Raw genomic sequence first — 14170 nt, 5'->3', positions numbered from 1 at the left:
GTACTCGATCAGGCCAGCTCGAAGGGTTCCAGGCCCGCCAGGCGCATGGCCTTCGGGCGCTCAGGAATAGCGCGAGGCGTGACGCCGCGCACCTCGTCCGCCACGTGGCGGATATGGTCGGGGGTGGTGCCGCAGCAGCCGCCCAGGATGTTGACGAGGCCGTCCTTGGCCCATTCGTGCAGGGCGTGGCCGGTCTCGTGCGGCTCCTCGTCGTACTCGCCCATGGCGTTGGGCAGGCCAGCGTTGGGATAGGCCGCGACCAGGGTGTCGGCGATGCGGGCCATCTCGGCGATGTGCGGGCGCATCAGGTCCGCGCCCAGGGCGCAGTTGAAGCCCACCGCGAACGGCTTGGCGTGCTTGATCGAGTTCCAGAACGCCTCGGCGGTCTGGCCCGAAAGGGTGCGGCCCGAGCGGTCGGTGATGGTGCCGCTGATCCAGATCGGCAGCTCCTCGTGGCCCTCGTCGCGCCAGTCGAGGATCGCCTTGATGGCGGCCTTGCAGTTCAGCGTGTCGGTGATGGTCTCGATCAGGAACAGGTCGACCCCGCCCTGGTAGAGGGCGTCCACCTGCTGGCGATAGGCCTGGTAGACCTGGTCGAAGGTCACCTTGCGCGCGCCCGGATCGTTCACGTCCGACGACATCGACAGCATGACGTTCAGCGGGCCGATAGAGCCGGCGATGAACTTCGGACGGTCGGGGTTTTCGGCGTTCCAGCGGTCGGCGACCTGGCGGCCGATCCTGGCGCCTTCCAGGTTGATGTCCCAGACGTCCTGTTCGCCCAGGTGATAGTCGGCCTGGGCGATGGTGGTGCCCGAGAAGGTGTTGGTCTCGGAGATGTCGGCGCCGGCGGCGAAATAGGCGTAATGCAGCTCGGCCACGAGATCCGGCCGGGTCAGGCACAGGATGTCGTTGTTGCCCTTCATCTGGCCGTCGAAGTCGGCGAAGCGCTCGGCGCGATAGTCGGCCTCGGTCAGCTTCTTCTTCTGGAACATCACGCCCCAGGAGCCGTCCAGAATGAGGATGCGCTCCTTGGCGGCGGCCTTGAGGGCGGCCACGCGGCCAAGCCTCGTGGAGATGTCGCGGGTGGAAAGGTCGGTCATTTGGCGGCTCCTTGCTGGCGCGCCAGTTCCTGGTTGAACCGGGTCTCGTAGCCGTCGACGAAGCGGGTCAGCTCGGTCGGATCGATGAAGGCGTCGGCGTCGCCGCGCAGCTGCTTCTGGCGCTTGGCCAAGAGGTCGCCCTGCTCTTCGTGGCTGGGCAGCATCACGTCGGTCGGGATCGCCCGCAGCGCCGCGAAGCTGGCCCGATAGTCGGCGACGATCGACTTGTGGGTCTTGTTGCCGACGAGCAGGTTGCCGGCCACCGACAGCGAGCACGGGAAGGTCACGTTCAGCGGCCTCCCCTTCTCGACCACCTGTGTGGTCCAGCTGGTGCAACCGATGGTGTGGCCGGGCGTCAGGTGGGCCACCAGGGTAGTCCCGCCCATCTTCAGCTTCTGTTCGTCGCCGAACGTCTTGTCGACCTTCACGGCCGGAAAGGGCGTCAGGCCGTTGGCGTTGTCGCCGAAGTGCTGGCCCTTCTCCAGGGCCGGCTTGTCGGCGCGCGAGGCCCACAGCTTGGCGCCGGTGTCGGCCTTCAGCTGGGCGAGGCCGCCGGCGTGGTCGTAGTGGGCGTGGGTGTTGATCAGCACCTTCACGTCCGACGGCTTGAAGCCCAGCGCCTGGATGCTGCGCTCGATCAGCTTGCCGCCTTCCGCCGACGGACCGCCGTCAAGCAAGACATGGCCTTCCGACGTGGTGATCAGCCAGGCCGACAGGCCCTCGGAGCCGACATAGTAGATGTTGCCCGCCACCCGGTACGGCTTGATCGGCCGCGTCCAGTTGGCGTTGTCGTCGGCCCGGGCCGCGACGCTCGTCGAGGCCAGGCCCAGCGCCAGGGCGAAAACCAGGGCCCTCATGCGGCCGCCTCGTGGGCCGGGGCGGTCTCGCGCACGCCCAGCACCCGGCAGATGGCGTAGACGAGATCAGCGCGGTTCAGCGTGTAGAAGTGGAAGTCGTTGAAGCCCTGCTCCTGCAGCTTGGCGCACATCTCGGCGGCCACCGAGCAGGCGATCAGGCGGCGGGTCTCCGGATCCTCGTCCAGGCCCTCGAACAGGTTTGCCAGCCACGACGGCACCGAGGTCTGGCATGCGGCCGACATCGTCTTGAGGCCCTTGAAGTTGGTCACCGGCATGATGCCCGGCACGATCGGGATGGTGATCCCGGCGGCGCGCGCCTTGTCGACGAAGCGCAGGAAGGCGTCGATGTCGAAGAAGAACTGGCTGATGCCAAGGGTCGCGCCGGCGTCGACCTTGGCCTTCAGCACCTCGATGTCGTGGTCCAGCGACGGGCTCTCGGGGTGCTTCTCGGGATAGACCCCGACCAGCACCTCGAACGGCGCGACGCCGCGCAGGGCCGCCGTCAGCTCGGTGGCGTTCTTGTAGCCGTCCTCGCGCGGCACGTAGACGCCGCCGATGCCGCCCTCGCCCGGAGGCGGGTCGCCGCGCAGCGACACGATGTGGCGCACGCCGATGTTCCAGTAGTCGTGGATCACCTCATCGACCTCGGCGCGGCTGGCGCCGACGCAGGTCAGGTGCGCGGCCGGCTTCAGGCTGGTCTCGTCGAGGATGCGCTTGACGGTGCGGTGCGTGCGCTCGCGGGTCGAGCCGCCGGCGCCGTAGGTCACCGAGACGAAGGCGGGGTCCAGCGGGGCCAGGCGGGTGATCGCCTCCCACAGGCTGGCTTCCATCTTCTCGGTCTTGGGCGGGAAGAACTCGAACGACACGCGCGGCCGGGCGGCGCCGACGGGACGCTCGCCGGCGCGGGCCACCGGCCCGATCACGCGGCGGGTGGGCGGCAGGGTCATGCGGCGGTCCTTTCGGCGAGGGCCGCGCCGGGGCGCCGGGCGGTCCAGATCTTGACGGTCAACCCCTCGGCCGTGATCGGCGGCAGGGCGATGTTGGTTTCGGGGACCAGGCCCGCGGCCTCGATCCACGGCAGGATCTCGTCGTCGGCGAAGCCCAGGCGGCGGTGCTGGTGAGCCTCGCGCAGGAACTCGTGGTCGTGCGGGGCGAAGTCGGCGATCAGCAGCAGGCCGCGCGGCGCGACCAGGCGCGCAGCCTCGGCCACGGCCGCGGCGGGGTCGCCCAGATAGTGCAGCACCTGGTGCACGGTGACGAGGTCGGCGCAGCCGCCCGGCAGCCCGGTGTCGAAGATGTCGCCGTGCCGCAGCTCGCAGGCCGTCAGCCCGGCCTTGGCCACCTCGTCGCGGGCGATGTTGAGCATCTGCTGCGACAGGTCCAGGCCCAGAGCGTTCACCGCCCGTCCGCCCAGAAGCGTCAGCATGCGGCCAGCGCCCGCGCCCAGGTCGACCATCTCGTCGAAGGGCCCCTCGCCGGTCGCGCGCAGGATGGCCGCCTCGACCTCGTTCTCGTCGACATAGAGCGAGCGGATCTCGTTCCAGCGCGCGGCGTTGCGGGCGAAATAGGCCTGGGCCCCGGCCGAGCGCTCGGCTCGCACGGCGGCCAGCTGGCCCGCGTCGCCCTGCACGACGGCGTCGTCGGCCTGGATCAGCGCCAGGGCCGCGGCGACCACCGCCCCGCCGCCGGACGTGCCGGCCAGGCGATAGAAGACCCACGCGCCGTCGGGAAAGCGCTCGACCAGCCCAGCCTCGGCCAGGAGCTTCAGGTGACGGGAGACGCGCGGCTGGCTCTGGTCGAGAATCCGGCACAGCTCGAGCACGGAAAGCTCCTCGACGGCCAGCAGCGCGAGGATGCGCAGACGGGTGCTTTCGCCCGCCGCCCGCAGTACGTCGACAACCTGTTCGCTCGATAGCGCCATAGGGATATAAAGATATCTTTATGTCCGATTTGGCAAGCGAATTCTGTGACGGCGCGGCGCTCCATATCCCGCCGCGCGGAGATCAAAAAGCCCCTTGGCGCGACCGTGGCGGCGCGATCGGGGATAAATCTTCCAATCCTTAGCCTCCGGCGGCCGGTTGCCACAGCTCGACCTTGAAACCGGCCGGATCGACCAGCCAGGCGAAGCGGCCGTACTCCTCGTCCTGCCGCCCCGTGGGCTCGACGCCCTCGGCGGCGGCCTTGGCCAGCACGCCGTCGATGTCGTCGACGATCAGGTTGATCATGAACGGCGCGGTCGACGGCTCGAAATAGCGGGTGTCGGCCGGAAACGGCGACCAGTTGGTCATGCCGACCTTCGGGTGCGGGAACATCGCCCCGCCCCAGTCCTCGACCTTGATCCCCAGCACCCGCGCGTACCAGGCGGCCAGCCCCTTGGGGTCCTCCGCCTTGAAGAACACGCCGCCCAGACCCAGCACCTTGGCCATGCGATCCCTTCCCTCTTGCCGACGACCGACCCTGTCAGGCCGCCACCGGGCTGGCCAGCGGCTCGCCGAGAAAATAGCGGCGCAGGTTCTCCAGGGTCAGGTTGACCATGGCCGGGATGCTGTCGAGCGTCGCGCCCGCCATGTGCGGGGTCAGCACGGTGTGGGGCACGTCGGCCCAGCGCGCCGGCGGCGTCGGCTCCTGCTCGAAAACGTCCAGGGCGGCCATGCCCAGGCGGCCGTCCTTCAGCGCGGCGACCAGGGCGTCCTCGTCGACCAGCGACCCGCGCGAGACGTTGACCAGCAGGCCGTGCGGCCCCAGGGCGTCGATCACCCCGGCGTTGACCATGTGGCGGTTGCTGGCGTCCGGCCGCGCGCAGACCACCAGGATGTCGCTGTCGCGCGCCAGGGCCAGCAGGCCTTCGGCGCGCGGCCAGTTGGCCTCCTTGGGACGCGGCCCCCACCAGGCGACCTTGATGTCGAAGGCTTCGAGGCGACGGGCGACGGCCTCGCCGATGTGGCCCAGGCCGATGATCCCGGCCTTGCGGCCGCGCAGGCCATGGCGAGCCCCCATGCGGTCCATCGAGGTCCAGCGGCCGGCGCGCACCCGGCGGTCGCCCTCGGCGATGCCGCGCCAGGCGCTCAGCAGCAGGCCCAGGGCATGGTCGGCCACATCGCCGGCGTTGAGGCCCACCGAGTGGGTCACCGCCAGGCCGTGGGCCCGGCACCAGGGCACATCGACGCCGTCATAGCCGGCGCTGACACAGGCGATCAAACCGAGGCGCGGCATCTCCGCCAGCAGGTCGCGCGGCAGCACCATCTCGCCGGCGTGGACGATGGCCTGCACCTGCTTGCCCGGCCCCTCCAGGAAGGCCAGGCGATCAGGATAGTCCCACAGGCGATGCACCTCGTAGGCGCCCTCGAGCAGCGGCTGCATCGGCAGGAGCATCTCGTGGGACAGGACGATGTGGGGCTTCACGACGGGGGTCTGCGACATACGGCTTCTCCGGTCCCGGCGCGCGGCGGACTGCCTCCGCCGCCGATCCGCGGGACGATCGTTCTTGCAGGGGACAGGCTACTCCTCTGACGCCCGCGCGCCAGCACTCAACACGCGACGCACGAACATCTGAAGCGCCGCTCTCAACCCGTCATGGGCGCCGACGGTTCCGTTCGCGGCGAAGCTGTGAACGCCTTGGCCCCGAAGGGGTTTTATCGACTGGCGCCGAGAACGGCGCTTTAGGGAGAGCTCCCATGTTCACGAAAACCCTCCTGGCGGGCGCGACGCTCGCCCTGATCGCCTCCGGGGCCGTCTGCGGCGCGGCCGTCGCCAATCCGAAGATCAAGGCCTCAGCCGCCGTGGCCTCGCCCAAGCAGCCGATCCCCTACGGCCAGCTCGAAGCCTATTCCAAGGCCTCGGCCAAGCAGCGCGCGACCAAGGACTGGTGGGCCGGCGAAGCCGCGGTCGGCACGTCGACCGACACCTCCGCGACCCTGCCGCCGGCCTCGACCACCGGCTCGATGTCGGGCGACGCGGCCGCCAGCACCCAGGTCAATCCGCCGACCACCGACGCCCCGCCCTCGATGCCGGTCACGCCGCCGACCAACACCCCGCCCGACGACATGATGGCCCCGAACCCGGGCTCGAACCTGCCCGGCTCGGATCCCGTCCTGCCGCCGAAGGAACCCAAGTAGGCGCACAAGCAAAAAGGGGCGGCCCCGATGGAGCCGCCCCTCTCATTTCGTCTTCGACCGAAGCTCGCTCTTAGCGGGCGAACTTCTGGAACTTGATCCGCTTGGGGATCAGGCTGTCGGCGCCCAGGCGGCGCTTCTTGTCTTCCTCGTACATCTCGAAGTTGCCTTCGAACCATTCGACGTGGCTGTCGCCCTCGAAGGCCAGGATGTGCGTCGCCAGGCGGTCCAGGAACCAGCGATCGTGGCTGATGACCACGGCGCAGCCGGCGAACTCTTCGAGCGCCTCTTCCAGGGCCTGCAGGGTTTCGATGTCCAGGTCGTTGGTCGGTTCGTCGAGCAGGATCAGGTTGCCGCCGGTGGCCAGGGTCTTGGCCAGGTGGACGCGGTTGCGCTCACCGCCCGACAGCAGGCCGACCTTCTTCTGCTGGTCGCCGCCCTTGAAGTTGAAGCTGCCGACATAGGCGCGGCTGTTGATCTCGCGCTTGCCGACGACCATCACGTCGGTGCCGCCGCTGACTTCTTCCCAGACCGTCTTGTTCGGGTCGAGGGCGTCGCGCGACTGGTCGACATAGGCCAGCTTCACGGTCTCGCCGACCTTGACGGTGCCCTGGTCGGGGGTCTCGCGGCCGGTGATCAGCTTGAACAGCGTCGACTTGCCGGCGCCGTTGGGGCCGATGACGCCGACGATGCCGTTCGGCGGCAGGCGGAACGACAGGTCCTTGAACAGCACCTTGTCGCCGTACTCCTTCTCCAGGCCCGTGACTTCCAGGACCACGTTGCCGAGACGCGGGCCGGGCGGGATCTGGATGTGGGCCTGGGTCTGGGCGGCGCGGGCGTTTTCCTGCGCGGCGACCATTTCCTCGTACGAGGCCAGGCGGGCCTTCGACTTGGACTGACGGGCCTTGGGCGAGCTGCGCACCCATTCCAGTTCGCGGGTGAGCGCGCGCTGGCGGGCTTCCGATTCCGACTGCTCCTGGACGACGCGCTTCTGCTTCTGCTCGAGCCAGCCCGAGTAGTTGCCCTCGTAGGGGATGCCCTTGCCGCGGTCGAGTTCCAGGGTCCACTTGGTGACCTGGTCGAGGAAGTAGCGATCGTGGGTGACCAGGATCACGCAGCCCGGGAACTCTTCCAGGTGGTGTTGCAGCCAGGCCACCGACTCGGCGTCCAGGTGGTTGGTCGGTTCGTCGAGCAGCAGGATGTCGGGCTTGCTGAGCAGCAGGCGGGCCAGCGCGATGCGGCGCTTTTCACCACCCGACAGGCTTTCGATGTTGGCGTCGTTGGGCGGGCAGCGCAGGGCGTCGATCGCCATTTCGATCTTGGAATCGATGTCCCACAGATCCTTGGCGTCGATGACCTCCTGAAGCTTGGTCATCTCCTCCATCAGCTCGTCGGTGTATTCCTCACCGAGCTGGGCCGCGAGTTCGTTGTACTTGTCGAAGACCTTCTTGTCCTCGCAGTCGGCGATGACGTTGCCCCAGACGTCCAGGGTCGGATCCAGCTGCGGCTCCTGCGGGAGGTAGCCGCGCTTGATCCCGTCGGCGGCCTTGGCCTCGCCCGAGAATTCCTTGTCGAGGCCGGCCATCACCTTCAGCAGGGTCGACTTACCCGAGCCGTTGACGCCGACCACGCCGATCTTGGCGTCGGAATAGAACGACAGCCAGATGTTCTCGAAGACCTTCTTGCCGCCGGGATAGGCCTTGGTCAGGCCCTGCATCTGGAAAATGTATTGCTGCGCCATGAGGGGCTTTTCGTCTCTCGGGTCGGGTTCGGGGATCGGCCGCTCAAATAGCGGCTGAGGCCGGTTTGCGCAATCGCGGCCCCTTCACAGGTTCGTCGCCGGACTGTCGGCGAGGCGACAAAGAACCGTCGCAGCCACGTCGCCGATCCACGTTAGGCGAACAGCCCCAGACGCGCCCGGCGGCCTCCCCGCCCTCGGCGCACTAGGGGATAGTCCAATGAAGTCCGCCCTCCTGCTCAGCGCCGCCCTCGGCGCCCTCCTGTTCGCCGCGCCTGTCCTGGCCGCCGAAAACCCCGCGCCGGAACCCGCGCCCGACGCCGCCGCCGAAGTCGAGGCCGTCGTGGTCATCGGCCAGGGCCAGAGCCGCCAGGTCCAGGTCCTCAACGAGGAAAGCATCGCCACCCAGGCCGCCGGCACGAGCCCGCTGAAGGCCATCGACAAACTGCCGGGCGTCTCGTTCCAGTCGGCCGACCCGTTCGGCGCCTACGAGTGGTCGACCAGCCTGTCGATCCGCGGCTTCAACCAGAACCAGCTGGGCTTCACCCGCGACGGCGTGCCGCTGGGCGACATGAGCTACGGCAACCACAACGGCCTGCACATCAGCCGCGCCATCGCCAGCGAGAACATCGGCAAGGTCGAGCTGGCCCAGGGCGCCGGCTCGCTGGGCACCGCCTCGACCTCGAACCTAGGCGGCACGCTGCAATTCTATTCGCGGGATCCGTCGGAAGTGATGGGCGGCCAGGTCAACCTGACCGGCGGCTCGCAGAACATGCATCGCGTGTTCGCCCGCTTCGAAACGGGCGCCCTGGAACAGCTGGGCGGCCTGCGCGCCTTCATCTCGGTCGCCGACCAGAAGACCGACAAGTGGAAGGGCGGCAGCGAGCAGAAGCAGCGCCAATACGACGCCAAGGCCGTCCTGCCGCTGGGCGAGGGCTCGCTGACCGGCTTCTACACCCGCTCGGAACGCCGCGAGCAGGACTACCAGGACATGTCGTTCGAGATGATCAAGCGTCTCGGCCGCGACTGGGACAACCTGATCCCCAACTGGAACCTGGCCATCGCCGCGGCCCGCGCCTACCAGACCGGCACGGCCCTACCCGCCCCGTTCGCCACGGTCGACGACGCCTACTACGCCGGCGCCGGCGTGCGTGACGACGACCTCTACGGCGCGACCCTGGCCCTGCCCTTCGGCGACCGCGTCGACTTCAAGGCCACCGCCTACCAGCACAAGAACAAGGGCCAGGGCCTGTGGTACACACCCTACCTGGCCAGCCCCGGCTTCGGCACGGCCGGCTCTGACGCCGCCCCGCTGTCGATCCGCACCACCGAGTACGACATCGACCGCGGCGGCCTGACCGCCAGCCTGTCGGTCGACCTGGGCGCCCACAAGCTGAGCGGCGGCTTCTGGACCGAGACCAACCACTTCAACCAGGCCCGCCGCTTCTACGCCGAGACGGTCTCGCGCCCGTCGCGCGATCCGCTCGACTTCCAGCAGAACCCCTTCGCCACCCAGTGGCAGTACCGGTTCAAGACGCAGACCCTGACCGGCTACATCGAGGACAGCTGGGCGATCACCGACGCCTTCAAGGTCAATTTCGGCTTCAAGGCCATGAAGGTCGAGAACAGCGTCGAGACCGTGGTCGGCAACCCGCTGGCCGGCACGATCAAGAGCGAGGAAACCTTCCTGCCGCAGGTCGGCGCGGTCTACGCCTTCGACAGCGGCCTGGAAGTCTTCGGCGGCTATACCGAGAACGTGGCCGCCTACGTCTCGGCCGCCACCGCCGGTCCGTTCGCCTCGCAGAGCCAGACGGTGGTCGACTACGTCGCCAAGACCCTGGAGCCGGAAAGCTCCAAGACCTGGGAAGGCGGCGTCCGCTATCGCAACGGCCGCTTCCAGGGCGTCGCGGCGCTCTATGACGTGACCTTCGAGAACCGCCTGCTCAGCGCCTCGACCGCCTCGCCGATCCTGGGTCTGCCCGCCGTGCTGTCGAACGTCGGCTCGGTGAAGACCCAAGGCGTCGAGCTGGCCGGCGAGTTCCGCCTCACCGACGCCTGGTCGGTCTACGGCTCCTACACCTACAACAGCTCCGAATACGAAGACGACGTCATGAACGGCGACGGCACCATCGCCGCCCGCACCGCCGGCAAGACCGTCGTCAACACGCCCAAGAACCTGTTCAAGGGCGAGGTGAAGTTCGAGCAGGGCGGCTTCTTCGCCCGCCTCGGCGTCAGCTACACCGGCGAGCGCTACTACACCTACGAGAACGTCGGCGGCGAGGTCGACGGCTACACCGTGGCCGACCTGACCTTCGGCTATCGCTTCGACGGCGAGGGCTGGAGCAAGGGCCTGGAGATCCAGGCCAACATCACCAACCTGACCGACGAGGACTACATCTCGACCGTCGGCTCGGGCGGCTTCGTCAACCGCGACACCGCCGGCACGACCATGACCCTGCTGCCGGCCCCGCCGCGCCAGGGCTTCGTGACCATCAAGAAGGCGTTCTGATCAAGCCTTCCCCATTCCCCCTTCCCCCTCGATGGGGGGAAGGGCCGGGGTTGGGGGTGACGCGGCGCTGGACAACAAGCGCTGCTTCACCCTCTCCTTCCGCAGGACACCCCCATCCCAACCCTTCCCCCATCGAGGGGGAAGGGCTTTTTCGTGGAGGCTCACGCCCGTGACCGACCTCTCCCGCCGCTCGGCGCTCGGCCTGTCGGCCGCCGCCCTGGCGCTCGCGCCGGCCGCCGCGCAGGCTGTCGTCGATGCGCCCCACCCGACCCTCGACAAGCCGCTGACCCGCATCGCCTTTGGCTCCTGCGCCAAGCAGGACAAGGACCAGCCGATCTGGGAGGCGATCTTCGCGGCCAAGCCCGACCTCTTCATGTTCCTGGGCGACAACATCTACGCCGACACCCGCGATCCCAAGGTGATGGCCGCCAAGTACGCGATGCTGGCCGCCAAGCCGCACTTCAAGCGACTGCGCGACGAGATCCCCGTCGTCGCCATCTGGGACGACCACGACTTCGGCGAGAACGACGCCGGCGGCGACTATCCGATGAAGGCCGAGAGCCGCCGCCAGTTCTGCGACTTCTGGGGCGAGCCGGAAAACTCTCCCCGCCGCACGCGCGACGGCGTCTATGCCGCCTACGTCTTTGGTCCAGAAGGACGCCGGGTGCAGATCCTGCTGCCCGACCTGCGCTGGAACCGCACGCCGCTGGCCGAAAAGACCTTCAAGGGCGGCTACAAGGCCTGGGCCGTCGCCCGCGGCTTGCAAGGCAAGGAGACGCCCGGCCCCTACGACCGCATCGCCGACCACGACGCCACCATGATCGGCGAGCCGCAGTGGACCTGGCTGGAGGCCCAGTTGGCCCAACCCGCCGACCTGCGGATCTTCGGCTCCAGCCTGCAGGTGCTGGCCGACTTCGCCGGCTGGGAAAGCTGGATCAACTACGCCCGCGACCACCAGCGCCTGTTCGACGCCATCCGCCGCCAGCGCGCCGAGCGATTGTTCTTCGTCAGCGGCGACACCCATTACGCCGAGGTCAGCAAGCTCGACCTCAACGTCCCCTATCCGATGTGGGACGCCACCTCGTCGGGCCTGACGGAAGTCTGGCCGGTCACCCCGCCCAACGCCCTGCGCGCCTCGGCGGTGCTGCGCGAACGCAATTTCGGCCTGATCACCATCGACTGGTCGCCGCCCGCCCCCAAGGTCACGATCGAGATCCGCGACGAAAAGGGCCAGGTGAGGATCACCCAGGCGATCGACGCCGGCACGCTGAGGGTGGGGTGAGCGGCTCTTCGTCCCTTCTTCCATAGGGAGAGGGAGGGTTCCATTACTGCGGCCGCTGCATCAGCCGCTCGGCCCGCCGGCGCATGGCGGCGGCCAGTTGCAGCAGGGCCAGGGCCGAGGCCTCGTCGCGCTCGGCCGCGCGCATCGAATAGACCCGGGCCAGCACCAGCAGGGCCTCGGCGCGGTCCAGACCCTCGGCGCCGAACATCTCGGCGATGGAGTTGTCGAGCTCGGCCAGCTGATCGTCGGTCAGCAGGTTCAAGAGGTCGTCGTCGGTCAGGTCTTCGGGCGTGGTGCTCATGCGCACGCACCATAACGGGAATCGTGGCCTCTAGGCGACCTCGACGGGACGGGCCTCGGCCAGCAGCGGGTTCAGGAGGCGCGCGAAGCTGTCGTACGAGAAGGCGCCGGCCTTGGCGTGGCGCACCACGCCCTTGCGGTCGATGACGAAATTGGTCGGCACGGCGTTGTCGATCTTGCCGTAGCCCTTGCCCGCCAGGCGCCGCCCGACCGGGAACGACAGCGCGCCCGAAAGGTCGCGCATGGCCTTCTCCGGCGGCGAGCTCTCGATGTTGACGGCGTAGATCCGCAGGCCCTTGCCGGCCTTCTCGCGCATGAACTGGTCCAGCGCCAGCATCTCGGCCCGGCACGGCGCGCACCACGACGCCCAGTAGTTGATGACCACGACGTCGCCGCGCATGTCGGCCAGGCGATGGACGCCGCTGTTGACCGTGGAGATCGAGAACTCCGGGGCGACGTCGCCGGCGACCGCGTGCTTGGGCTTGGCCAGCACAAGGCTCGGCGCGGCCAGTCCCGCGACCAGTCCGCCCGCCATCAGTTCCCGCCGCCGCATGTCGCTCGCCCCCGAATATCAGCCCTCCAGCGCGTTATCGCCCAGGTTGCCGGCGGTCAAGCTTGCTCACGGCCTTCCGCCGACGAACGAAGCGCCGTTCACACGGGCGAGCAAAGCGCCTAGGCTCGCGCCATGGACCGTCACGCTTCACTCGCAGCCATGTCCTCCATCGGCCGTCGCGGCCTCTATCGCGAGGTCGAGCCATTCTCCTTCGGCTGGCTGCCCACCGGAAGCGCCCACGAGATCTATTACGAGGAGTGCGGCGCGCCGCGCGGCAAGCCGGCGGTGATCCTGCACGGCGGCCCCGGCGGGGCGATCAACCCCACCATGCGGCGGTTCTTCGACCCGTCGCGCTGGCGCATGACCCTGTTCGACCAGCGCGGCTGCGGCCGCTCGCGACCCAACGCCAGCCTCGACGACAACACCACCTGGAGCCTGATCGCCGACATCGAGCGGCTGCGCGAGCACCTGGGCATCGAGAAGTGGACCGTGTTCGGCGGCTCCTGGGGCTCCACCCTGGCCCTCGCCTACGCCATCAAGCACCCCGACCGGGTCGAGGGCCTGGTGCTGCGGGGGGTCTTCCTGCTGACCGACAAGGAGCTGGCCTGGTTCTACCAGGACGGCGCCTCGATGCTGTTCCCCGACGCCTGGGAAAGATTCCTGGCGCCGATCCCGCCCGAGGAGCGCGGCGACCTGATGGCCGCCTATCACAAGCGCCTCGTCCACGCCGACCGCCGCGTCCAGGCCGAGGCCGCCAACGCCTGGAGCCAGTGGGAGGGCGACACCATCTCGCTGCGCGGCCCAGAGGCCCGGCCGCCGAAGTTCAACGAGGAGGACTTCGCCATCGCCTTCGCGCGGATCGAGAGCCACTTCTTCGTCAATCGCGGCTTCTTCCCGCAGGACGGCTGGATCCTCAACAATATCGAGACGATCCGGCACATCCCCGCCTGGATCGTCCAGGGCCGCTTCGACGTGGTCACGCCGCTGGCCAGCGCCTGGGCCCTGCACCGCGCCTGGCCCTCGGCCCATTTCGAGATCGTCTGGGACGCCGGCCACGCCTCGACCGAACCCGGCGTCATCGACGGCCTGATCCGCGCCACCGAGGCCGCCTACGGGCGGTAGCTAAGCCGCCTCTTCCATCAGTTCGCGCACGTCGATCGCGTTGCAGCCGGCCGCCGCGGCCGCCTGCAGGCCCTGGATGCTGTCCTCGAACACCAGGCAGTCGCGTGGCGGCACGCCCAGCCGGCGGGCGGCTTCCAGGTAGAGGTCCGGGGCCGGCTTGGCAGCAGCCACGTCCTCGACCGTGACGATGGTGTCGAACAATACGTCCAGCCCCCGCGACTTCAGGCTCAGCCGCACGAAGTCCGATGGACCGCTGGAGGCTACCGCCATGGGCAGGCGGCCGTGGAACGCGCGGGCGATGGCGGTGACGGCCGTGATCTCGGCCAGGCTGTCGATCCCCGCGCTGTAGGCTGCCCACACCGCTTTCATCACCTGGGCCCGGTCGAGGGTCTGGCCGACCTCACGCTCGAAGGCGTCCATCAGCATGTCGCCGGAAAAGCCGCCGCGCTCCAGGTACCAGGACGCCTCCATCGCATGGCCCGTGGACCGCAAGCCCGCTGGCCAGGCGACGGCATAGAGGCCCAGGCTGTCGACCAGGGTGCCGTCGCAGTCGAAGATCAGGGCCTTGGTGTCGGGGAAACGCTCTTTGATCACTGG

General features: G+C 68.7%; 14 protein-coding genes. 4 read left to right on the top strand and 10 right to left on the bottom strand.

From position 1 onward, the window contains the following. Positions 1-8 precede the first annotated feature (8 nt). The 6 genes from V6S85_RS19165 to V6S85_RS19140 form a co-directional block, all read right to left on the bottom strand. On the bottom strand, positions 9-1100 hold the full coding sequence (locus V6S85_RS19165; protein ID WP_334349934.1) for a homocysteine S-methyltransferase family protein: 1092 nt from the start codon (positions 1098-1100) through the stop codon (positions 9-11). Next, entirely contained in the window at positions 1097-1957 is an 861-nt protein-coding gene (gene blaCAU / locus V6S85_RS19160; protein ID WP_334349933.1) for a CAU/MBL1b family subclass B3 metallo-beta-lactamase, read from the bottom strand. Before blaCAU ends, V6S85_RS19165 begins: the two co-directional genes overlap by 4 nt. After that, entirely contained in the window at positions 1954-2904 is a 951-nt protein-coding gene (gene metF / locus V6S85_RS19155; protein ID WP_334349932.1) for a methylenetetrahydrofolate reductase [NAD(P)H], read from the bottom strand. Before metF ends, blaCAU begins: the two co-directional genes overlap by 4 nt. Further along, entirely contained in the window at positions 2901-3878 is a 978-nt protein-coding gene (locus V6S85_RS19150; protein WP_334349931.1) for an ArsR/SmtB family transcription factor, read from the bottom strand. Before V6S85_RS19150 ends, metF begins: the two co-directional genes overlap by 4 nt. A gap of 139 nt (positions 3879-4017) precedes the next feature. Beyond that, positions 4018-4383 (bottom strand): VOC family protein, encoded by a 366-nt coding sequence (locus V6S85_RS19145; protein ID WP_116567294.1) that lies wholly within the window; start codon positions 4381-4383, stop codon positions 4018-4020. A 34-nt stretch (positions 4384-4417) separates the two neighbouring features. After that, positions 4418-5377 (bottom strand): 2-hydroxyacid dehydrogenase, encoded by a 960-nt coding sequence (locus V6S85_RS19140; protein ID WP_116567292.1) that lies wholly within the window; start codon positions 5375-5377, stop codon positions 4418-4420. A gap of 254 nt (positions 5378-5631) precedes the next feature. Between V6S85_RS19140 and V6S85_RS19135 the strand changes: the two genes are divergently transcribed. Next, a complete protein-coding gene (locus tag V6S85_RS19135; protein WP_116567290.1) occupies positions 5632-6072 on the top strand; it encodes a hypothetical protein in 441 nt (146 codons plus the stop codon). Between the two features lie 70 nt (positions 6073-6142). On the opposite strand, the gene ettA is transcribed toward V6S85_RS19135, so the two are convergent. After that, on the bottom strand, positions 6143-7810 hold the full coding sequence (gene ettA, locus V6S85_RS19130; protein WP_116567288.1) for an energy-dependent translational throttle protein EttA: 1668 nt from the start codon (positions 7808-7810) through the stop codon (positions 6143-6145). Between the two features lie 217 nt (positions 7811-8027). Between ettA and V6S85_RS19125 the strand changes: the two genes are divergently transcribed. Further along, positions 8028-10316, top strand: a complete 2289-nt coding sequence (locus V6S85_RS19125; protein ID WP_334349930.1) for a TonB-dependent receptor — start codon at positions 8028-8030, stop codon at positions 10314-10316. A 169-nt stretch (positions 10317-10485) separates the two neighbouring features. Next, positions 10486-11598, top strand: a complete 1113-nt coding sequence (locus tag V6S85_RS19120) for an alkaline phosphatase D family protein (protein WP_334349929.1) — start codon at positions 10486-10488, stop codon at positions 11596-11598. Positions 11599-11641: 43 nt separating this feature from the next. On the opposite strand, the gene V6S85_RS19115 is transcribed toward V6S85_RS19120, so the two are convergent. Both V6S85_RS19115 and V6S85_RS19110 read right to left on the bottom strand, forming a co-directional pair. Continuing rightward, on the bottom strand, positions 11642-11899 hold the full coding sequence (locus tag V6S85_RS19115; protein WP_101716585.1) for a low temperature requirement protein A: 258 nt from the start codon (positions 11897-11899) through the stop codon (positions 11642-11644). 30 nt (positions 11900-11929) lie between these two features. Next, complete coding sequence (locus V6S85_RS19110; protein WP_116567282.1) at positions 11930-12451, bottom strand: TlpA family protein disulfide reductase; 522 nt, start codon at positions 12449-12451, stop codon at positions 11930-11932. Between the two features lie 132 nt (positions 12452-12583). Here V6S85_RS19110 and pip point away from each other — a divergent pair, with 132 nt between their 5' ends. Next, positions 12584-13573 carry a prolyl aminopeptidase gene (gene pip, locus V6S85_RS19105; protein ID WP_116567280.1) on the top strand — a complete coding sequence of 330 codons (990 nt, stop codon included), beginning with the start codon at positions 12584-12586 and terminating at the stop codon, positions 13571-13573. On the opposite strand, the gene V6S85_RS19100 is transcribed toward pip, so the two are convergent. Next, positions 13574-14167 carry an HAD family hydrolase gene (locus V6S85_RS19100; RefSeq protein WP_334349928.1) on the bottom strand — a complete coding sequence of 198 codons (594 nt, stop codon included), beginning with the start codon at positions 14165-14167 and terminating at the stop codon, positions 13574-13576. Between the last annotated feature and the right edge of the window lie 3 nt (positions 14168-14170).

The sequence above is a fragment of the Caulobacter sp. CCNWLW153 genome (genome assembly GCF_036889365.1).
GTDB classification, from domain to species: domain Bacteria; phylum Pseudomonadota; class Alphaproteobacteria; order Caulobacterales; family Caulobacteraceae; genus Caulobacter; species Caulobacter radicis.
The sequence above is the reverse complement of the archived record's forward strand: the minus strand, read 5'-3'. Positions and strand labels throughout refer to the sequence as shown.